Annotated in this window: 17 protein-coding genes; 5 read left to right on the top strand and 12 right to left on the bottom strand. The window is 59.4% G+C overall.

What is annotated here, in order from left to right; all coding sequences use genetic code 11:
- Positions 1-91: 91 nt before the first annotated feature.
- Positions 92-793 carry a head GIN domain-containing protein gene (locus KG007_RS07650; protein WP_213347973.1) on the bottom strand — a complete coding sequence of 234 codons (702 nt, stop codon included), beginning with the start codon at positions 791-793 and terminating at the stop codon, positions 92-94.
- 95 nt (positions 794-888) lie between these two features.
- Between KG007_RS07650 and KG007_RS07655 the strand changes: the two genes are divergently transcribed.
- The 4 genes from KG007_RS07655 to KG007_RS07670 are packed head-to-tail and all read left to right on the top strand — an operon-like array spanning position 889 to position 7,048.
- Positions 889-4,035 (top strand): UvrD-helicase domain-containing protein, encoded by a 3,147-nt coding sequence (locus KG007_RS07655; protein WP_213347975.1) that lies wholly within the window; start codon positions 889-891, stop codon positions 4,033-4,035.
- Positions 4,032-5,729 carry an ABC transporter ATP-binding protein gene (locus KG007_RS07660; RefSeq protein WP_213347977.1) on the top strand — a complete coding sequence of 566 codons (1,698 nt, stop codon included), beginning with the start codon at positions 4,032-4,034 and terminating at the stop codon, positions 5,727-5,729. Before KG007_RS07655 ends, KG007_RS07660 begins: the two co-directional genes overlap by 4 nt.
- The gene (locus KG007_RS07665) at positions 5,730-6,599 is read left to right on the top strand and encodes a hypothetical protein (RefSeq protein WP_213347979.1); all 870 of its coding nucleotides are present in this window, start codon (positions 5,730-5,732) and stop codon (positions 6,597-6,599) included. It abuts the gene before it with no gap.
- Positions 6,596-7,048, top strand: a complete 453-nt coding sequence (locus tag KG007_RS07670) for a S24/S26 family peptidase (protein WP_213347981.1) — start codon at positions 6,596-6,598, stop codon at positions 7,046-7,048. The genes KG007_RS07665 and KG007_RS07670 overlap by 4 nt, the downstream gene beginning before the upstream one ends.
- A gap of 147 nt (positions 7,049-7,195) precedes the next feature.
- On the opposite strand, the gene tsf is transcribed toward KG007_RS07670, so the two are convergent.
- From tsf to mce, 11 genes are all read right to left on the bottom strand, one after another.
- On the bottom strand, positions 7,196-8,026 hold the full coding sequence (tsf, locus tag KG007_RS07675) for a translation elongation factor Ts (protein ID WP_195460735.1): 831 nt from the start codon (positions 8,024-8,026) through the stop codon (positions 7,196-7,198).
- Positions 8,027-8,061: 35 nt separating this feature from the next.
- The gene (rpsB, locus tag KG007_RS07680; protein WP_195460736.1) at positions 8,062-8,973 is read right to left on the bottom strand and encodes a 30S ribosomal protein S2; all 912 of its coding nucleotides are present in this window, start codon (positions 8,971-8,973) and stop codon (positions 8,062-8,064) included.
- Positions 8,974-9,158: 185 nt separating this feature from the next.
- On the bottom strand, positions 9,159-9,545 hold the full coding sequence (gene rpsI / locus KG007_RS07685) for a 30S ribosomal protein S9 (RefSeq protein WP_022061029.1): 387 nt from the start codon (positions 9,543-9,545) through the stop codon (positions 9,159-9,161).
- A 5-nt stretch (positions 9,546-9,550) separates the two neighbouring features.
- Entirely contained in the window at positions 9,551-10,006 is a 456-nt protein-coding gene (gene rplM, locus KG007_RS07690) for a 50S ribosomal protein L13 (RefSeq protein WP_195460738.1), read from the bottom strand.
- Between the two features lie 187 nt (positions 10,007-10,193).
- Positions 10,194-11,717: a TonB family protein gene (locus KG007_RS07695; protein ID WP_213347983.1), complete on the bottom strand. Its 1,524-nt coding sequence runs from the start codon at positions 11,715-11,717 to the stop codon at positions 10,194-10,196.
- A gap of 65 nt (positions 11,718-11,782) precedes the next feature.
- Complete coding sequence (locus tag KG007_RS07700) at positions 11,783-12,946, bottom strand: energy transducer TonB (RefSeq protein WP_213347985.1); 1,164 nt, start codon at positions 12,944-12,946, stop codon at positions 11,783-11,785.
- A 147-nt stretch (positions 12,947-13,093) separates the two neighbouring features.
- Entirely contained in the window at positions 13,094-14,305 is a 1,212-nt protein-coding gene (locus tag KG007_RS07705) for a sodium ion-translocating decarboxylase subunit beta (RefSeq protein ID WP_213347987.1), read from the bottom strand.
- A 4-nt stretch (positions 14,306-14,309) separates the two neighbouring features.
- Positions 14,310-14,771: a biotin/lipoyl-containing protein gene (locus KG007_RS07710; RefSeq protein ID WP_195460744.1), complete on the bottom strand. Its 462-nt coding sequence runs from the start codon at positions 14,769-14,771 to the stop codon at positions 14,310-14,312.
- Positions 14,772-14,807: 36 nt separating this feature from the next.
- Entirely contained in the window at positions 14,808-15,146 is a 339-nt protein-coding gene (locus KG007_RS07715) for an OadG family protein (protein WP_213347989.1), read from the bottom strand.
- A 12-nt stretch (positions 15,147-15,158) separates the two neighbouring features.
- Entirely contained in the window at positions 15,159-16,721 is a 1,563-nt protein-coding gene (locus tag KG007_RS07720; RefSeq protein WP_195460747.1) for an acyl-CoA carboxylase subunit beta, read from the bottom strand.
- 6 nt (positions 16,722-16,727) lie between these two features.
- Positions 16,728-17,138: a methylmalonyl-CoA epimerase gene (gene mce, locus KG007_RS07725; protein ID WP_064976574.1), complete on the bottom strand. Its 411-nt coding sequence runs from the start codon at positions 17,136-17,138 to the stop codon at positions 16,728-16,730.
- Between the two features lie 484 nt (positions 17,139-17,622).
- Between mce and KG007_RS07730 the strand changes: the two genes are divergently transcribed.
- Positions 17,623-19,341, top strand: coding sequence for a hypothetical protein (locus KG007_RS07730; protein WP_213347991.1), 1,719 nt, complete (start codon positions 17,623-17,625; stop codon positions 19,339-19,341).
- Positions 19,342-19,373 lie beyond the last annotated feature (32 nt).

Here is a 19,373-nt window from a genome sequence, read left to right on the forward strand (position 1 = left end):
GTGGGGACGGGTCAAGCATCCACATGCCGCCGCAAACCGCATATACGCCGCCCGGCAGCAGGACGCCGCCCTGCCGGCATGACCGGAAACCTTATTCCACACGGGTTATGTCCCCGCCCATGAACTTCGATCCGCTGCGAACGATCGGCGGGACACCCTTGTAAGTGATCTTGCCTCCGGTCGAGGTCTTGCCCTGGAAACGGTCGGTCACCCACAGCGAAGCGGAGCCCGAACTGGTAACGTTGATCTCGGCAGCCATCACCTCCAACCCTGCGGCGTCGAGTTTCCCGGTCGAGACAAACAGCGAAAGGTAGCGCACGGCGCCTGTCAGCTTCGCCGAACTTTTGCCCGTGAGTTCCATCTTGAGGTCCTTGACATCCATCGCTGCCGTCACCTGCGCCATGCCGCCGACGGTCATGTCGAGCAGCGTCGCCGTGAGCGTTCCCTCGAACGTCGCAACGGCATCGGCGACGGCGATCCGCTCCAGCGAATTGTAGTAGACCGTCACTGCGGTCCGCTCGGGCCTGCGGGCATCGGAGCGTTCCGAAATACGCAGCACTTTATCCTTCACCTCGGCGCGGAATTTGGTCGTATAGGAGCCTTTGGTGTCGTAGACGATTTTGGGGGCTTCGGTATCGGGAACCTGCACGAATTTAACGTCGAGCGGCGCCGATACTTCGACGGCGTTGAACGAGGTGAGCCATTCGCGGCGTTCCCCGGCTTCGGCGGGCTGCTGCGCCCGGCAGAGCACTGCGGCGGCCAGCATCACGGCCGTCAGAATCATTTTCTTCATAACAAGGTCTTGTTTTACCTCCGCTAAATTACAAAATTATTGCGAAGTTCGGGATTTGTTTTGTATTTTTACCCTTTAAAAAGACATTTCGGACAGTGAGAGCGAAGATTCTGAATGCGAGCGCCGGGTCGGGAAAGACCTACCAGTTGGCCTACAAATACGTCCGCGACGTGATCGGCCAGCCCGGTCTCTACCGCCATATCCTCGCCGTAACCTTCACCAACAAGGCTACCGAGGAGATGAAATCGCGCATCCTCAAGGAGATTCACGCCCTGGCGTCCGGCGCCGCAAGCCCTTATCTGGAAAACCTCTGCCGCGAGTTGTCGCTCGACGAACGCTCCGTGCGCAAGCGCGCCGCCGAGGTGCGTTCGAAAATACTGCACGACTATTCGCGTTTCACGGTACTGACCATCGACACTTTTTTCCAGCGCATCCTCCGGGCCTTCATCAAGGAACTGGGCATCGACCTCAATTACAACGTGGAGATCGAGACCTCTTCGGTGCTGTCGAAAGGCGCCGACACGCTCATCGAGCAGATCACCATCGACCGCGACCTACAGCGCTGGCTCACAGATTTCGTACAGGAGCGCATCGACGAAGGCCGCAAATGGGATATCCGCGACGGCATTCTCTCGCTCGCAGGCGAGTTGTTCAAGGAGAAAAACAAGGATGCCCTGAGCCGCTCGCGGTCGCGCGAAGAGTTGGCGAAGATCGTCTCCCGAGCGACGGCGAACGCCGAAGCGACCAAAACGCAGATGCAGCAGACCGCCGCCCGAGCCGTCGGGATCATCTCCCGGGCCGGGCTTACGGCAGCCGATTTTTCGGGCAAAAGCCGCAGTTTTGCCAACTACTTCTTTACGGTCGCCGCAGGCGAACTGAAGCCCTACGGCGCCACGGCGGCCAAAATGGCGGCCACGACCGAGGGCTGGGGCGCCAAAGGATCGCCCGCGCAGGCGCTGGCCCCCGAACTGCAACCCCTGCTGCGCGAGATGTGCGACACCTACGACGCCAACGTCAAAAGCTGGAACACCTGCGACCTGCTGCGCGAGAACTACCGCAGTTTCGCCCTCTTGTCGGACCTCTACGCCCGGGTGCAACAACTGTGCGACGAACAGAACATGATGCTCCTTTCGGAGACCAAATACGTCCTTTCGGAGTTCATCGGCCACAACGACGCGCCGTTCATCTACGAAAAGGTCGGCAACCGCTTCGAACGTTTCATGATCGACGAATTCCAGGATACTTCGGCCAAGGAGTGGGAGAACTTCCTGCCCCTGCTGCAAAACGCCATGGCGCAGTCGGAGGAGACCTCGGTGCTGATCGTGGGCGACATCAAGCAGTCGATCTACCGCTGGCGCGGCGGCGACTGGAAAATCCTCCACGACAAGGCCCAGCAGGCACTGGGTAAGGGCGACACCGAAGTCGAGGTACTCCGGGAGAACTACCGGAGCCTTCCCGCCGTGGTCGATTTCAACAACCGCATCATCTCGCATATCGTCGCCGCGGACAACCTCGCGCTCAACGAAACCCTTTCGAAAGCGGCCGACGAGGGGGCCATAGACCCCGCAGAGACCGCAGCGTTGCGCGACACCCTTGCCGACGCCTACCGCGAACATGCCCAGATACCCCGCCGCAAAGCCGAACACCCGGGCTATGTCTCGGTCGAGACCTTCGCCGAACAACCGCCCGTCGTGGAGCGCATATGCACGCTGATCGACAAAGGGTTTCGCCCGTGCGACATCATGATCCTCGTACGCGGGGCCACCGACGGCGCAAAGGTCGCCGCCGAACTGCTCGACTTCAAACGCCGCAACGAAGAGCCGCGCTACCGCTTCGACGTGATGACGCAGGAGGCCCTGATCGTCGGCAACGCCCCCGTGAGTTCATTCATCGCCGCCGCCCTGCGGCTGGCGCTCAACCCCGACGATTCGCTTTCACGCGCCGTCTACAACCACTACCTCGGCCATCCGTTCGACCGCACGCTCACCGACGGCGAACGCGACTTCTTCCGCTCGATCCGGCTTCTCTCGCCCGAAGAGGCGTTCGAACGGATCGTCATGCAGCACACCCTGCAGGGCGACCGCCGGCAGACGGCCTACCTGCAGGCCATCCACGAGCAGATCATCGCCTTCTGCGCGACGAAGATCGCCGACATCGCACTTTTCCTGCGCTGGTGGGAAGAGACGGGCAAAAACCGCTCGCTGAGCGTCGACGAAAGCGCCACTACGGTCGAGATCACCACCATCCACAAAGCCAAGGGGCTCGAAAAACGGGCCGTCCTCATCCCCTACTGCTCGTGGTCGCCGGACCCCAAGTCGAGCGGCACGGTGCAGAATATCGTCTGGGCCGAGGCCCGGGGCGACCAAGCGGAAGAGATCGGCCGCTTCCCGGTAAGATACAAGAAGGCGATGGCCGAATCGGGGTTCTCGGCGGAGTATTTCCGCGAACTGGTCTACGCCCACGTCGACAATATCAACCTGCTGTACGTGGCCCTCACACGCGCCGCCGAATCGCTCCACGTCTTCATCCCGCAGAAGGGAGGCCGCACGGTCGGAGGACTGCTGCTGCAAAGCATCCGCACCGACGGCGACAAAGCCCTGCTGGGCGACACCGAAGGCCGTTACACTGCCGACGAGGCGGGCGAACACTTCGCTTTCGGGGAGTTCGCAGGGCCCGTCGCAGGCGGTGCGAAACGCTCCGAAGCGGAACACGTCATCCTGGAGGACTACCCCACGGCACAGGCCGACCTGCAGCTCCGGCTCCCCTCACAGCGTTATTTCGAGGACGGCGGCGAGGTGGAACTCTCGCCCCGCAACCTCGGCATCCTGATGCACAAAGCCTTCGAGCAGGCCGACGACGAGGCGCAGATCGACGAAGCCGTAGCAGGCATGCAGGCCGACGGCACGCTGTCCGGGACTGAGGCCGAAACCCTGCGGCAGATGATCGCCCGGGCGCTCGCACAGCCCGAAGTCCGCGAATGGTTCGGCGGAGGCTGGCAGCGCGTACGCAACGAAAACGAAATCATCATTCCCGGAAGTTCGTCGACACGGCGGCCCGACCGCGTGATGATCGACGGACAGCGGGCCGTCGTCGTCGATTACAAATTCGGCGACCACGACGCCGAACGCTACCGCCGGCAGATACGCGAATACCTCCACCTGCTCGGAGAGATGGGTTACGCCCCGGCCGAGGGTTATTTATGGTATGTAAAACTGGGTAAGATCGAAAAAATAGAGCCATGAGAAGCATCCTCGAAAGCCTTCCCGCGGCATTCCGCCGCCGGGGCCTCGGCATAGCCGCTACCCTCGTGCTGCGCGCCGTGCTCAACCTGGCGGGGCTTGCCGCCCTGCTCCCGGTGCTGACGCTGGTGCTCGATCCCGCAGGATTCGAGGGCGACGGGGCGTTGGCGCGCGTCTACGCCTGGTCGGGCGCCGATTCACCGCAGGCGTTCGCATTAGCGGTCTGCGGAGCCGTCGTAGGGTTCATCATCCTCAAATGCGGCATCAATTTCCTGCTCGCACGCGCCGAGCGCCGCTATATCTACGACCTCTACCGCACCCTTTCGCGCCGCCTCTACATCGCCTACCACGACCGCGGACTGGCCTTCATCAACAACTCCAACTCCTCGGTGCTGGCACGCAACGTCAACGTCGTCTGCCTGGCATTCGCCGCCGGGGTCCTGCGTCCCGCCGCCGCCATAATCGCCGAGGCGATGCTCCTCATCCTGCTTTTCGCCTCGCTGGCCTTCTATACACCACTCGCAGCGCTGCTGGCCGTGGTGATCTTCCTGCCTGCCGTATGGCTCTACTACGCACTGGTCCGCAACCGGATCAACCGCTACGGCGAGTTGGAAAACCGCGCCCAGCGCGAAAAGGCGCGGCTCGTGGCCGAGACCTTCCGGGGTTTTGCCGACATCGAGCTAAGCAACGCCTTTCCGGGGATGCTCCGCGCCTTCGACCGCACGATGGACGAAGTGGTACGCACCCGTTCGTGCGAAGCAGACATCGGCCAGTTGCCCCAGTTGTTCACCGAAATCGGGCTTGCCATAGGCATGGCCCTGCTGGCGGCCCTCAGCTTCGGCGGCGGACAGTCGCAGTTGTTATTCGGCGTCTTCGCCGTGGCGGCCCTGCGGCTGATGCCCTCCGTGCGCGGCATCATGTCGGGCTGGGCCACCATCCGCTACAACCGCTACACCGTCCCCATCCTGCGCGAAGCGGCCCTGCACGAACCGGCTTCCGCACAGCCCGACTCTCCGACGACCGAAACGCTGCCCTTCGAACGCGAAATCGCCGTCCGCAACCTCTCGTTCCGCTTCACCGACGAAGGACGGGAACTGTTCCACGGCCTTTCGCTCACAATCCGCAAAGGTGAACGCATCGGCATCCGCGGAACCTCGGGAGCGGGCAAGACCACCCTTTTCAACCTCCTGCTGGGGCTTTACGAACCCTCGTCAGGTGAAATTACCGTCGACGGCGCGCCCCTCACGGCCGCCAACCGCCGGGCGTGGCAGAACCGCATCGGCTACGTTTCGCAACACCTGTTCCTCACCGACGGAACGTTTGCGGCCAACGTCGCGCCGGGCGTTCCCGCCGCCGAAATCGACCGAAAACGGGTCGCCGAGGCCCTCGAAGCCGCCCAGTTGGGCGAGTTCGTCGCCGCCTTGCCCCGGGGCATCGACACGCCCGTCGGCGAATGCGGCAGCCGCCTCTCGGGCGGACAACGCCAGCGAATCGGCATCGCCCGTGCCCTTTACCGCCGGGCCGACGTACTCTTTTTCGACGAAGCGACTTCGGCGCTCGACAATCGCACCGAAGGGGAGATCAACCGCTCGATCGCTGCGATCGCAGCGCGAAATCCGGGCCCGACCCTGCTGGTGATCGCCCATCGAGAAACCTCGCTCGAATATTGTGACCGAATCATAACACTTGGAGAATAAATGGAATACACAATCGCAGGCTTACGCCTCAGCCTGCCCGAAACACTCATAAACCGCCATTTCAGCCGTGCACTGCAACCCTTCGCATCGGCATGCCCCGGCACGCCCGACCTGACGCTCGATGCCGGAACGGAGGTCACGCCCCTGCCCGATTACCGCGAGCTTCACAGCTTCGAGTTTACCGACGCAGACGCAGACTGCCGTTTCGGAGCCGACGCCGACGGCTACCTGCTCGAAATGACGCCCCGCGACGGAAGCGCTCCGGCCCGCTTCCGCATGGCCTACGGCGCAACGACGGCCCAGAGCGACATCACCCCGGAGCATAACCCCGCGCTGTTCCGGTTCGGGGCCTGGACCCTCTTCAACATCGCGGCACTGCCCCACGGGGCTGTGGCCTTCCACTCCTCGGTAATCCGTTACCGCGGCAAAGGCGTGCTATTCCTTGGCGAATCGGGAACAGGCAAAAGCACCCACACGCGGCTGTGGCGGGAACATATTCCGGGCGCTGAACTGCTCAACGACGACAGCCCGATCATCCGGGCCACGGAGCGCGAAGCCATCGTCTTCGGCTCGCCGTGGAGCGGCAAAACCCCTTGCTACCGCAACGAAAGCTGTCCGATCACCGCCGTCGTACGGCTCTCGCAGGCCCCGCACAACCACATCCGCCGCCTTCGGCCGATCGAAGCCATCGGAGCCCTGCTGCCCTCCGCACCCCCGGCTTTCGCCCGGGACGAACGGCTTTCGGACGACACCTGTGGCCTGCTCTCCCGGCTGATTGCACAGGTTCCGGTCTACCACCTGGAGTGTCTGCCCGACGCCGCAGCAGCACAGCTCTCCTGCGACACGGTTTTCAACCGGCAGCCACTATGATACTGCTCCCCAACCAACTCTTTTTCGAGCAGGTCGAAGCGATGCTCGCCGAAGGCCGCGAAGTCCAGATCCGCATGAAAGGCCACAGCATGCGCCCCCTACTGCGCAGCGAGCGCGACCAGATCGTACTGAGCCCCTGCACCGACCCTGCGCGCCTCCAACCGGGTGACATCGTACTGTTCCGCACTTACGGCCGCCATATCCTCCACCGCATCGTCCGCCGCGACGGGGACCGCCTCACACTCGCCGGCGACGGAAACTACCGCATCACGGAACAATGCACGACGCGCGATGTCGTCGGCGTCGCTACACGGGCCATTCGTGCCTCGGGGCGCACCGTTAGTTTCGATTCACCCGGCTGGCGGCTCCGGTCGCGCCTCTGGCTCTCGATTCCGCCGTGGCTGCGGCGGCAGTTGCTGCGCGTGCTCTGGCACACAGGCTTCAAATAAAAAAGCAGGACTTTGCAGTCCTGTTTTTTTTGGAGACAGCCCTCCGGGCTGCATGCTTCACGAAAAAATCCCCGGATGGTAGTACCTGAGTACTTTCCAGCCGGGGATTTCGAGGGATGTGCGGAAATATCCGCTTAAAATCGAAAACTATTCGCCCAGAGCGAAACGCTTGTAAGCGATAACCGTAGCCTCTTTGTCAGCCTTGTGGATGTACTCGGCGATCGTCTCCTTCTCGCCTACCACCGGCTGGGCCAGCAGCGTGTTCTCCTCGAAGAACTTGCGCATCTTACCTTCGGCGATCTTCTCGAGGATTGCGTCGGGCTTGTTGGCGTTCTTGGGATCCTGCTTCATGGCCTCCATGGCGATCTTACGCTCGTGCTCAACGACCTCTGCGGGGCAGTCGGCCTCCGAGATCGAAACGGGAGCCATAGCCGTAGCCTGCATGGTTACGGTGTGGGCAACCTCGGCGGGAATCTCCTTGTTGAAGCCCAGGATCGTACCGAGCTTCTTGTTGAAGTGCACGTAAGCAGCGCAGTAAGGAGCCTCGATACGGCCATAGTAGGCCAGTTCGATCTTCTCGCCCGTCTGGCCCGATTTCTCGGTCACCATCTCTTCGACGGTACGGCCTTCGGCGTTCTTCGAAGCCATCAGCGTGTCGAAGTCGGCAGCATCGTTCTTCACGGCAACCTCCAGCATAGCCTCGGCCGAAGCGGTATACTCGGCATTCTGGGCTACGAAGTCGGTCTCGCAAGCCAGGCAGAGGATGTAAGCCTTCTGGCCTACGATCTTCGTTACGACAACACCCTCGGTAGCGGTGCGGTCGGCGCGCTTGGCGACGATGAGCTTACCCTTCTCGCGGATAATGTCCTGAGCACGTGCGAAATCACCTTCGGCCTCGATGAGGGCATTCTTGCAGTCCATCATACCAGCACCGGTCATCTTGCGGAGCTTCATTACATCAGCAGCTTTGATTTCCATAATTTTGTCCTTTCTCTTAAGGTTCGTAAATACAATTATTCTGCCTTTTCCACGGCTGCCTCGGCAACAGCTTCGGCAACTTCGGCTACCTCGGCAGCAGGCTCCTCAAACGGAGTCTCGACAGCGGCTACAACCTCTGCCACGGCAGCCTCCTCGGCATCTACCGAAGCCTTCACGGCTTTCTTGATGCGGGGCTTGCCCTCCTTCTTAACGGCTGCACCTTCGGCGTCTGCCTCCTGTGCTTCCTTCTCCTTCTCGAGTTTGCGCTCCTCGGTTCCTTCCGCGATAGCGGCGCACATGGCATCGAGAACCACGGCGATCGACTTGGTAGCATCGTCATTTGCAGGGATAACGTAATCAATGTCGGTCGGATCACAACAAGTGTCTACCATTGCAAATACGGGGATGCTGAGGCGTTTGGCCTCTTTCACGGCGTTGGACTCCTTCTGAACGTCTACGACAAACAGGGCAGCCGGAAGACGCGTCAGGTCGGCAATCGAGCCGAGGTTCTTCTCCAGCTTCGCACGCTGGCGGGAGATCTGGAGTTTCTCGCGCTTGGAGAAATTATCGAACGTGCCGTCGGTCGCCATCTTGTCGATGGTAGACATTTTCTTGACGGCTTTACGTATGGTGGGGAAGTTTGTCAGCATACCGCCTGCCCAACGCTCGGTGACGTAAGGCATACCGACGGATGCCACCTTTTCGGCAACAATGTCCTTGGCTTGTTTCTTGGTGGCTACGAACAGCACACGGCGACCGCTCTTGGCGATCTGCTTGATGGCTGCAGCAGCCTCATCGATCTTCAGCACGGTCTTGTGCAGGTCGATGATGTGGATGCCGTTCTTCTCCATGAAGATGTAAGGAGCCATTTTAGGGTTCCATTTGCGCTTCAGGTGACCGAAGTGCGCACCGGCTTCCAGTAATGTATTAAAATCTGTACGTGACATTTTAATTCAATTCGTTGATTAATTTTAATTCTCTTTTCTTCAACCCTCCGGGTAGCGGCCTGGCCGGTCCCGGGAAGTTTTCCGCGGCGTGGCAACCGGGCGGTAATACGCGATATATAATATATAGGTAGTCCGCTTGGTTTGTAAACCGACGCCGTGCGTTGCCGAAATTCCGGTCGTGCGTATTAACGCTTGCTGAACTGGAACTTGCGGCGTGCTCCGGGCTGACCGGGCTTCTTACGCTCAACCTCGCGGGAATCGCGCGTGAGGAATCCGGCTTTCTTCAGTACCGGACGCATCTCAGCGTCGATTTCGCACAATGCGCGTGCGATGCCCAGACGAGCGGCCGAAGCCTGTCCCGTGATACCACCGCCATCGAGGTTGATGACGATGTCGTAATTCTCAGCGGTGTTGGTAGCCAGCAGGGGCTGCTTCACCTGATACTGAAGAATTTCGAGCGGGAAGTAAACTTCAAGCGCTTTGCGGTTGATTGTAATCTGACCCTTGCCCGGCTTCACGTATACGCGAGCCACAGCGGCCTTACGACGACCTACGGTGTTTACAACTTCCATAACTCTTACTTAATCTCGTTTAATTTAATAGTCTTCGGGTTCTGTGCGACGTGGGGATGCTCCTCGCCGGCATACACCTTCAGGTTCGTGAGCAGTTTATCGCCCAGGCGGTTCTTGGGCAGCATGCCCTTGACGGCCTTCTCGATGATAAACGTCGGTTTCTTTGCCAGATAATCGGCAGGCGTAGCGAAACGCTGGCCTCCGGGGTATCCGGTGTGACGCGTGTAGACCTTGTCGGTCATTTTGTTGCCCGTGAGCTTCACCTTCTCCGCGTTGATGACGATAACATAGTCACCGCAATCGACGTGGGGTGTGTAGCTGGGCTTGTTCTTGCCTCGGAGGATCTTCGCGATCTGCGATGCAAGACGTCCCAATACCTCGTTCGTAGCGTCGATCACCACCCATTCCTTGGTAGCGGTCGCTGCATTCACCGAGATAGTCTTGTAGCTTAATGAATCCACTGTTTTTACGTTTAATTTAACTTATTGTAATCCGTTCCCCGCACATTGCGGGTGCGCAAAGGTACGAAAAAGTTTTCGATCTGCAAAAACAATTGAAAATCAAAATCGAAAACCACGAAAAAAAACCGCAACGGCCCCGTGTTCAAGGGAGTTGCGGTGTCCGGAAGCGCTGTGGGCGGGACTCGATTCACGGCCGGAGGGTCCGGCTGCCGAACGAGGCGCCGGGAACGGGCCACGGCTTGCCCTTCTCGATCCGGAAATCGACGGGAAGCGTGAATTTCGCAGGTACGGCCTCGCCGTCCCTGCGACCCGGGGTCCATTCGGGAGCGGTCCGAAGCGCATTTTCGACCTCCCGGGAGAGAAGCTGCGACGGCGATTGGAGAATCTCCACCGACCCGACCGAACCATCCGCGCCGACGATGAACGACACCAGGACACGGCCCTGGATACCGGTTTTCAGGGCCTCGGACGGGTAGCGGACCGTCTCCATCACCCAGCGGCGGAACTCCATCAGGCCGCCGCCGCGGAACTTGGGCTCCACGTCGAAAACCGCCGTGGAGTCTTTGGCCGGCCGCTTTTCCGCCTCCCGGAAATCGAGAATCTGCGTGACCTGGAAACGGACTTTTTCACCGGCCAGTTGGGCCGGGGACCACAGCGGGATGTTATCGACAGCCCGTCGCACCAGCTTCGAAAAAGCCGTGTGCTTCATGGAGTGGGCTACTCTGATACCGGTAACCGTACCGTCGCGTTCGACGACGAAGCGCACGACAATCCGGGCCGGAGGTGCAGAAACCGAAGGCCCCAGCAAACTGTCCACCTGCTTATAGACCCAATTGCTGAAATCCTCGAAACTCCCACGTCCATGGAACAGCGGCAGCTTGTCGACCTGCTTGTAAGCCGTATAATCTTCGGAACGAAGCCCTTCGGGCGTGCGATGCAGCAACAGGTTGAAACGCATCTTAAAATAAACGTCATAAGGCTTTTCGGCGGGCGTCCAGTCGGGCGACGACGAGATCGCCCGGCGAATCCGGTTGGCGAAATCCACATCGCTGAACCCCGGCGTGTCGACCTTCCGGACCCGGCCTTTCTTGTTGACGCAGAATTCAGCATCGACCCAGCCTTCATCCCCGGGATAGAAGACGTCGTCCTGCAATTCGAGATTGCGGAGCACCCAGCGTTTGAACGCTATCCGGTCGCCGCCCTGGAATGTCGGCATCACCTGCTGCTCGGGTTCCGCATGTACGTTGAAATCAATCGGAATGGTGAACTGAACCCGTACGGGCTCCCCGTCACGCATGCCGGGAGTCCAGACAGGCGACTGCCGCACGACGCGCATGGCAGCCTCGGAAAGCACACGATCGGGCGACGCCAGCGTGGTTACCTCGCCCACCGTGCCGTCGCGTTCGACAACGAACGCGATCACCACACGACCGCGGATACAACTTTCGATCGCCTCGTCGGGATAGACCAGCCGCTCCTGCACCCAATGGCAGAACGCCGTAATATCGCCCCCGTTGAAAGCAGGCATCGGATCGGCAAGCAGGAAAGGCGCATCGCCCGAAAGGGAATCCAAAGTCACCACGGACACGGAATCGGCAGCCGGAGGATCGTCCGGCGCCGCATGTCCCAAGGACGAGGCGCGCCCGGGAAGGAGTGCGCAAAACACTCCCGCAACCAGGGCAAAACGAATCAGACAGGAACTATTCATCATTCACAATGCTAATGTAGGACCGACTTCAAAAGGTATCCGGAAACAAACCCACGCCGGATATTGCGTCAATACGAGCGGGAGGCGCCCGGACTCCGGCCGAAATTTCCGGCTCCGGAAGCCTGCGTCCCCGGCGGAATCCGGAAATCGACCGGCAGCGTGTATTTCACCCGGACCGCCCGGTCTTTCTGTATACCGGGCTTCCACAACGGCGATTGTTCCAAGACCTGCACGACCGCGTCCGTAAACAGCGGATGCGGCGAACGCATCACCTTGATCGACGAAAGCGCCCCGTCGCGCTCGATGACGAAGGTAACCACGACACGGCCCCCGATGCCCTCCCGGTAAAGTTCCGAAGGATATTTGAGATGTTGCTGTACCCAAATGCGGAAGGTATTCAGGTCGCCGCCCTGGAACTCGGGCATCTTCTCGGCAACCAGGTAAGGCGAAGGAAGTCCGCTCGAATCGGCGGCTTCGGCCTTTTCGGATTCGGGACTGAAATCGAGCGATATGGAGGTGCGGAAGCGAACCGGCTCGCCGTCGATCACGGCAGGGGTCCAGACCGGAACCGCATAGTGGCGTTGCCGCACCTTTTTCGTCGAATAGCCCTTGCCGCGCCGCGCCTGCAAATCGAGGTCCGACATCGTACCGTCGCATTCGACCACGAAGCGGAGCGACACCCGGGACTGCAACTCCTCCACAGAAGTGCCTGTCAAGCTGTCGGCCAGGTGGACCATCCACGCCTGAAACTCCCTGGGACCGCCGCCCCGGAAAGCCGGCGACTTGTCGGCCTGCCTGTAAGCGGCAATATCCTCGGCACGAAGCGCCCCGAAAGCATCGCGCACCAGCCGCAGGTCGAAAAGCACCTTCACCGCCTGCGCCTGCGGCTTCCCGTCCTGCATGGCAGGCGCCCATGCGGGCGACGCGGCAATGGCTTTTTCGATACGCCTGCCAAGGGCCGATACCCCGAGTTTCGACACGTCTAGTTCCCTGAGCTTTCCGTTTTTAGCCACCACGAACGACACTTCCCCGCGAATTTCATCGCCTTCGCTGAAAAGACTGCCCGAAAGGTCGAGGTTCCGCAACACCCAGCGTTTAAAGGTGACGGGGCCTCCTCCCCCGAACTTAGGCATCTCAGGCACAGATTGGCCGTCAACTTGTGCCGGTCCGTCCGCAAAGGCGGCGGCATGCAGCAATACGAAGCACACGGTCCATGTAATCAAACGTTTCATGGCAATCGGGTATTTGAAGAGTTCGGTTTCGTAAATATAGCAAAAAAAGCTACATATGCAATGAACGGAGCGCAAAAAAAAGAGGTTCCGGCGAACCGGAACCCTCTTCTTATCAGGCATCGGGCCCTGCGGCCCGGAATCGATCTCTTATCCGAGGAACGAAAGCAGGATACCTGCGGCAACCGCCGAACCTACCACACCGGCCACGTTGGGACCCATGGCGTGCATCAGCAGGAAGTTCGAAGGATCGGCCTTCTGACCCTCGGTCTGCGACACGCGGGCGGCCATCGGAACAGCCGAAACACCGGCCGAACCGATCAGCGGGTTGATCTTGTTACCCTCTTTGCTCAAAGCATTCATCAGTTTGGCCAGCAGCACGCCGCCGGCAGTACCCATCGCGAAGGCAATGACACCCAACACGAGGATGAACAGCGTCCGCGAATTGAGGAACGCCTCGGCCGTAGCCGTAGCACCCACCGTAAGGCCCAGGAAGATAACGACGATGTTCATCAGCTCGTTCTGCACCGTCTTCGACAGACGGTCCACCACGCCGCACTCCTTCATCAGGTTGCCCAGCATGAGGCAGCCTACGAGGGGAGCAGCCGACGGCAGCAGCAGCGCGATAATCACGGTGATGATCAGCGGAAAGAGGATCTTCTCGGTCTTCGACACCGGACGCAGCTGGCGCATCTTGATCTTACGCTCCTTCTCCGAAGTGAGCAGACGCATGATAGGCGGCTGGATCACCGGCACGAGAGCCATGTAAGAGTATGCGGCCACGGCGATCGGGCCGAGCAGTTCGGGCGCCAGGATTGCGGTGAGGTAGATCGACGTAGGACCGTCGGCGCCGCCGATGATACCGATCGAAGCCGCCTGGTCGGGCGTGAACCCGAGCGCATAAGCGCCGATGAACGTCAAAAAGATACCGATCTGGGCGGCAGCGCCCAGCAGAAAACTCTTGGGATTGGCGATCAGCGGACCGAAGTCGGTCATGGCTCCCACGCCCACGAAGATAAGGCAGGGGTAAATACCGAGTTTCACGCCCAGGTAGAGGTAATCGAGAAGCCCTGCATTGGCGACGAAAATATCCCAATGAACGTGTCCTCCGGCAAAAAGGTCCGTGTGGAAGAGGTTGGCTCCGGGAAGGTTCGTCAGCAGCATGCCGAACGCAATGGTCAGCAGCAGCAGCGGCTCGAACTTATGCTTGATGGCGAGGTACAACAGGAAGAAGGCCACACAAATCATAATCAGGCTGCCCCACCCCATATTGGCGAAGAGGCCGGCGACACCGGTCGACGCGGCAAAATTTTCCAGACTGTCCAGCACGAAGTTGGAGCCGGAAGTCAATACACTCCACATAAGCCTATTCGATTACGATTAAAACGTCGCCTTCCATTACCGTAGCGCCCTGCTGTACGAGGACCTGCTTCACAACACCACCGCGGTCCGCGTCGATGTTGTTCTCCATCTTCATGGCTTCGAGCACTACGAGCGTCTGGCCTGCCGTGATGGTATCGCCGGCAGCGACCTTCACGCTCAGGATCGTACCCGGCAGCGGGCATTTCACGCTGTAACCCGACGAGGGGGCAGCGGGAGCGATACGCGGCGAAGGAGTAGCCGTCGAAGGGGTGATCATGGCGCTGTTTGCCGACTTGGGAGCCGGGGCGACCTGCGGTTTGGAGGCCGAAGAAGACTTGGCGCCCTCGATCTCGACCTCGTAATCCACGCCGTTGACCACGACGTGCGCAACCGTCGAGGTCTCGTTTACGTTGTCGATCTGGACGTTGTAATTATGTCCGTTGATTTTCAGTGAGTAATCTTTCATGTTCTTTTTTGGGTTGTCATGCTCCTACGAAAAGTTCTATTTCCGGTCGGGAAGCTGGGTTAAACCGTGAATTTTCGAATTCCAGGGCGAATAGGCCCGCTTGATGTTGAGAATGGTCAGCACCTCGGACTCCCGATCGTGCAGCGCTCCCTTGTAGATTTTGAGCGCCGTGGCGATGGCGGCGATCTCCTCGTCGCTGATCATCGGCTGGGCGTCGACCTTCTTGCCGCTCGCAGGACGAACCTTGAAGCAGGCGCCGAAACCCTTCATGATGAAGATCAGCGCCACAAGCAGGAAAACTACCAGGCAGAAACCGATCAGCGATACCCAGAGTATCTCGGACCATCCCCAGTTCGTTACAGTCAGTATTATCATCTTCTCAGGCTGTTAGAGGGGAATATTCGAATGTTTCTTCGCGGGGTTCTGCAAACGCTTCGTCGCCAGCGACTGCAGGGCGCGAATCACACGGAAACGCGTATTGCGCGGCTCGATCACGTCGTCGATATAACCGTAACGGGCAGCGTTGTAGGGATTCGAGAACTTGTCGTTGTACTCCTTCTCCTTGTCAGCCACGAACTGCGCCTTCTCGGCCGGGTCGGCAATAGCGGCCACCTCCTTGCCGTAGAGCACCTCGACAGCGCCGCTGGCGCCCATCACAGCGATCTCGGCCGTCGGCCATGCGTAGTTGATGTCGCCGCGGATGTGCTTCGAAGACATCACGATGTAAGCGCCTCCGTATGCCTTGCGCAGCGTCACGGTAACCTTGGGAACCGTAGCCTCGCAGTAAGCGAACAGCAGCTTCGCGCCGTGGGTGATCACGCCGCCGTACTCCTGGGTCGTACCCGGCAGGAAGCCCGGAACGTCCACGAGGGTGACGATCGCGATGTTGAAGGCGTCGCAGAAACGGATGAAACGCGCGGCCTTGCGGCTGGCGTTGATGTCCAACACACCGGCCATGAATTTGGGCTGGTTGGCGATGATGCCCACCGACTGTCCGTTGAAACGGGCGAAGCAGGTGATGATGTTCTTGGCATAACCCGCAGCCGATTCGAGGAACTCGCCGTTGTCGACGATGGCTTTGATGACCTCGGCCATGTCGTAAGGCTTGTTGGCGCTGTCGGGAATGATATCGTTGAGCGAATCCTCCAGACGGGTGATCTTATCCGTGCAGACGGCCAGCGGAGCATCCTCCATGTTGTTCTGCGGCATGTAGGAGATCAGCTTCTTGATCAGCTCAATGCCCTCCTCCTCGGTGTCAACGGCAAACTGCGCCACGCCCGACTTGGTGGTGTGCATCGCGGCGCCGCCCAACTGCTCCTGCGTCACGTCCTCGCCCGTCACGGTCTTCACGACCTTCGGGCCGGTGAGGAACATGTTCGAAGTCTCCTTCTTCATGATGATGAAGTCGGTCAGCGCGGGCGAATAAACCGCACCGCCGGCGCAGGGGCCGAAGATAGCCGAAATCTGCGGGATGACGCCCGACGACATCACGTTGCGCTGGAAGATGTTGGCATAGCCGGCCAGGGCGTTGACGCCCTCCTGGATACGGGCGCCGCCCGAGTCGTTCATGCCGATGCAGGGCGCGCCGTTACGCAGCGCCATGTCCATCACCTTACAGATTTTGTCGGACATCGACAGCGACAGCGAACCGGCCGTCACGGTGAAATCCTGTGCGAAAACATACACCAAACGTCCGTCGATCGTACCGTAACCCGTCACCACTCCGTCGCCGAAGGTGTGCTTCTTCTCCATGCCGAAGTCGTAGCAGCGGTGGGTCACAAACATATCGAACTCCTCGAACGAACCTTCGTCGAGGAGCATCTGGATGCGTTCACGGGCGGTATATTTGCCCTTTTCGTGCTGTTTGTCGATCGCTTTCTGACCGCCGCCCATGCGGGCCGTCTCGCGGTTCTCGATCAGTTTGTTGATCTTATCCTGAATCTGGCTCATAATCTCTTATTTGTTTTTGTTTTCGCAAAGCTCCGTCAGGATGCCCTGGGTCGATTTCGGGTGCAGGAAGGCGATGGTCATACCCTCGGCGCCCTTGCGCGGAGTCTTGTCGATCAGGCGGATGCCTTTGGCCTCCGCGTCGGCAAGCTGCTCCTCGATGTTCTCACAGGCCAGCGCCATGTGATGAATACCGACTCCGCGGTTTTCGATGTACTTGGCGATCGTCGACTCCTCCGAAGTGGGCTCCAGCAACTCGATCTTGGTCTGACCCAGCATGAAGAACGCCGTGCGGACCTTTTGGTCGGCAACCTCTTCGATGGCGTAGCACTTCAGGCCCAATACGTTTTCCCAATAGGGAATTGCCTCGTCGAGACTCTTCACGGCAATGCCAAGATGCTCGATATGAGAAACTTTCATAGCAAAAATTAAATTTAAGTTAGTGAATATTTATGTGTATTTTCGTTCGTTGTTATTTTGCGAACACAAAGATAGGCGAATCTTTCAGAATCGCCAAAATTAGACGGACTTTTTTTGGCAATACTTTGGCTTCGAAATTCGCAGGATGTGTCGGAAAGGACGATTCGGGGTCCGACCGGCTTCGGAGAAGTTACGATTCGAAAGCCGGGAATTCCATCCCGCAGGTCCGGACGGAACAGGTAGGCCCGAAAAAATTTTGCGGTTTCGTCTTTTTTTCATAACTTTGTTCATAGGCATCACTAAAACCAAGCACTTATGCAAATGAAAACCACTCCGAACACGGGGGGGGGTCCGAGTACCTGACCCCTGAAATCACCGCTTTCGACATCGCCGTCGAAAAAGGATTCGCCGAATCCGCCCGCCTTCTCGAGGACATCACCTACGACGATTCGTGGGAATCGGCAAACCAATAACTCCGACGGCCATGAATACGAAACCCATCCTCCGCTGCGCCGCGGCTCTCGCGGCCCTTGCAGTGCTCGCCTGCTCGAAAGACGACACGGCCGAACCCGGAACTCCGGACACCTCCGGCTCCACCACCCCCTTCACCATCACCGCCACGATGGACGATGCACCCGAAACCCGCGTCTCGGCATCGGACGACGGTGCTAACAAAATCGAACTCAAATGGCAACGGAACGACAAGATTTATGTCGTCAACAGTGCCGAAACAGGTACCACATCGGCCGGAACACTCTACAAATTTACCGCCCAAAGCATCTCGACCGACGGTAAAACCGCTTCGTTTACAGCTCCCGCGGGATATGAGGGAATGCCCGCCTATGCCGCCTACGCGGGAACCTTATCTTCTTTCTTCAATCCGGCGAGCATAGGCATCGGCATCGGCGCTTATAGAACCTCGGCATCTGGCCTGCCCGAGATCTACCCGCTGTACGCCGCCTACGACGCCGAAACCCGACAGTTGAAATTCAAGCCCCTCTTCGCCGTGCTCAAACTCAACGTCACCCTGCCCGAAGGGGCCTCGGGTGTCCTCTCCCGGCTGAGGATCGGTTCGGAGGACGGCTCTGAAATCTTCTACTACGGTTCTTACGACATCACTTCCGGGGAGGCGGTACGCAAAAGCAGTTCGGTAGCCAACAAAATCATCCAGTCAGGCAGTTCGCCGTTTACCGGCAACACGGAACAATCCGTCTATCTCTCCGTCAATCCCGGGACCGAACTGACGGGAAAGGAGCTCGAAATCGACCTGATCGTCGGAACGAGCGTCTACACCGCCACGGTCAAGGGCGCAAAGCTCGAAGCCGGAAAGTGTTATCCCCTGACACTCGGGACCGCGAAATGGACCGCACGCAAAATCTACGAAGGCGGAACGGGCGCCCAGAACGATCCTTACCGAATCACAACCGAAACGAACCTGCGGGCCCTGGCACGGACCGTAAGAACCGGAGAAACTTATAAAGGCAAATACTTCCTGCTGACAGGGGACATCTCCGGCATCCAAACCTCCGAGGCGGAGCCGTGGCTGCCCATCGGAACGGGTGAATCCTTTTTCGGCGGGAATTTCGACGGAGGGAACCACACCGTCGGCGGCACGTTCCAGTTTTCGGACAAGGACGGAACAAGTCTCGGGCTTTTCGGGTATTGTAGCGGCGGCAGTATCTCGAACCTGACGCTCGCCGGCGATGTAGCTTACAGCGGCACCCAAACAGCTACGGTTCGTTTGGGCGGCATCGCGGGGTATTGCGAGGGCACAATCACCGGATGCACCCATACGGGAGCGCTGACGGCGACAAACGCGCAGGCGAACACGATCTATGCAGGCGGCATTGCGGGGGATTACAGCGGCACAATCATCACCGGATGCACCCAACAAAACGGAAACATCCTGGTGAATGCGGGTAATTCTACCCGTGTCGGGGGCATCGTGGGCTATATGTACCAATCTTCGTCCGTGATGCATACCTGCCACAACAGCGCGAGCAGCATCGTGGCGACTGGACAATATACCGTTAGTGCCGGAGCGCTGGTCGGGAGCAACAACGGCACGGTTTACAGCTGTTCGACGTTCACGGGACTGACGATCTCCGAAAAAGGCACGCAGCAGAACCCCGTAAGGGCTATCGGCTACGGCTACCCGGGGCAGGACGTGACCCAGCCGTGTCCCGAAGGGCACACCGACTGATCCCGTTCTCCCCCCCCCCGAAAATGCAGACG

Origin of the sequence: Alistipes montrealensis (assembly GCF_018362775.1) — a bacterium.
GTDB lineage: Bacteria > Bacteroidota > Bacteroidia > Bacteroidales > Rikenellaceae > Alistipes > Alistipes montrealensis.

Excerpts from the sequence above, each read along its gene's own strand:
- KG007_RS07665 (WP_213347979.1), top strand. The coding sequence starts at position 5,730 with ATGGAATACACAATCGCAGGCTTACGCCTCAGCCTGCCCGAAACACTC.
- KG007_RS07715 (WP_213347989.1), bottom strand. The coding sequence starts at position 15,146 with ATGATAATACTGACTGTAACGAACTGGGGATGGTCCGAGATACTCTGG.
- KG007_RS07650 (WP_213347973.1), bottom strand. The coding sequence starts at position 793 with ATGAAGAAAATGATTCTGACGGCCGTGATGCTGGCCGCCGCAGTGCTC.
- rpsI (WP_022061029.1), bottom strand. The coding sequence starts at position 9,545 with ATGGAAGTTGTAAACACCGTAGGTCGTCGTAAGGCCGCTGTGGCTCGC.
- rpsB (WP_195460736.1), bottom strand. The coding sequence starts at position 8,973 with ATGTCACGTACAGATTTTAATACATTACTGGAAGCCGGTGCGCACTTC.
- KG007_RS07710 (WP_195460744.1), bottom strand. The coding sequence starts at position 14,771 with ATGAAAGATTACTCACTGAAAATCAACGGACATAATTACAACGTCCAG.
- KG007_RS07670 (WP_213347981.1), top strand. The coding sequence starts at position 6,596 with ATGATACTGCTCCCCAACCAACTCTTTTTCGAGCAGGTCGAAGCGATG.
- KG007_RS07700 (WP_213347985.1), bottom strand. The coding sequence starts at position 12,946 with ATGAAACGTTTGATTACATGGACCGTGTGCTTCGTATTGCTGCATGCC.
- KG007_RS07695 (WP_213347983.1), bottom strand. The coding sequence starts at position 11,717 with ATGATGAATAGTTCCTGTCTGATTCGTTTTGCCCTGGTTGCGGGAGTG.
- KG007_RS07705 (WP_213347987.1), bottom strand. The coding sequence starts at position 14,305 with ATGTGGAGTGTATTGACTTCCGGCTCCAACTTCGTGCTGGACAGTCTG.
- KG007_RS07720 (WP_195460747.1), bottom strand. The coding sequence starts at position 16,721 with ATGAGCCAGATTCAGGATAAGATCAACAAACTGATCGAGAACCGCGAG.
- KG007_RS07660 (WP_213347977.1), top strand. The coding sequence starts at position 4,032 with ATGAGAAGCATCCTCGAAAGCCTTCCCGCGGCATTCCGCCGCCGGGGC.
- KG007_RS07730 (WP_213347991.1), top strand. The coding sequence starts at position 17,623 with ATGAATACGAAACCCATCCTCCGCTGCGCCGCGGCTCTCGCGGCCCTT.
- mce (WP_064976574.1), bottom strand. The coding sequence starts at position 17,138 with ATGAAAGTTTCTCATATCGAGCATCTTGGCATTGCCGTGAAGAGTCTC.
- tsf (WP_195460735.1), bottom strand. The coding sequence starts at position 8,026 with ATGGAAATCAAAGCTGCTGATGTAATGAAGCTCCGCAAGATGACCGGT.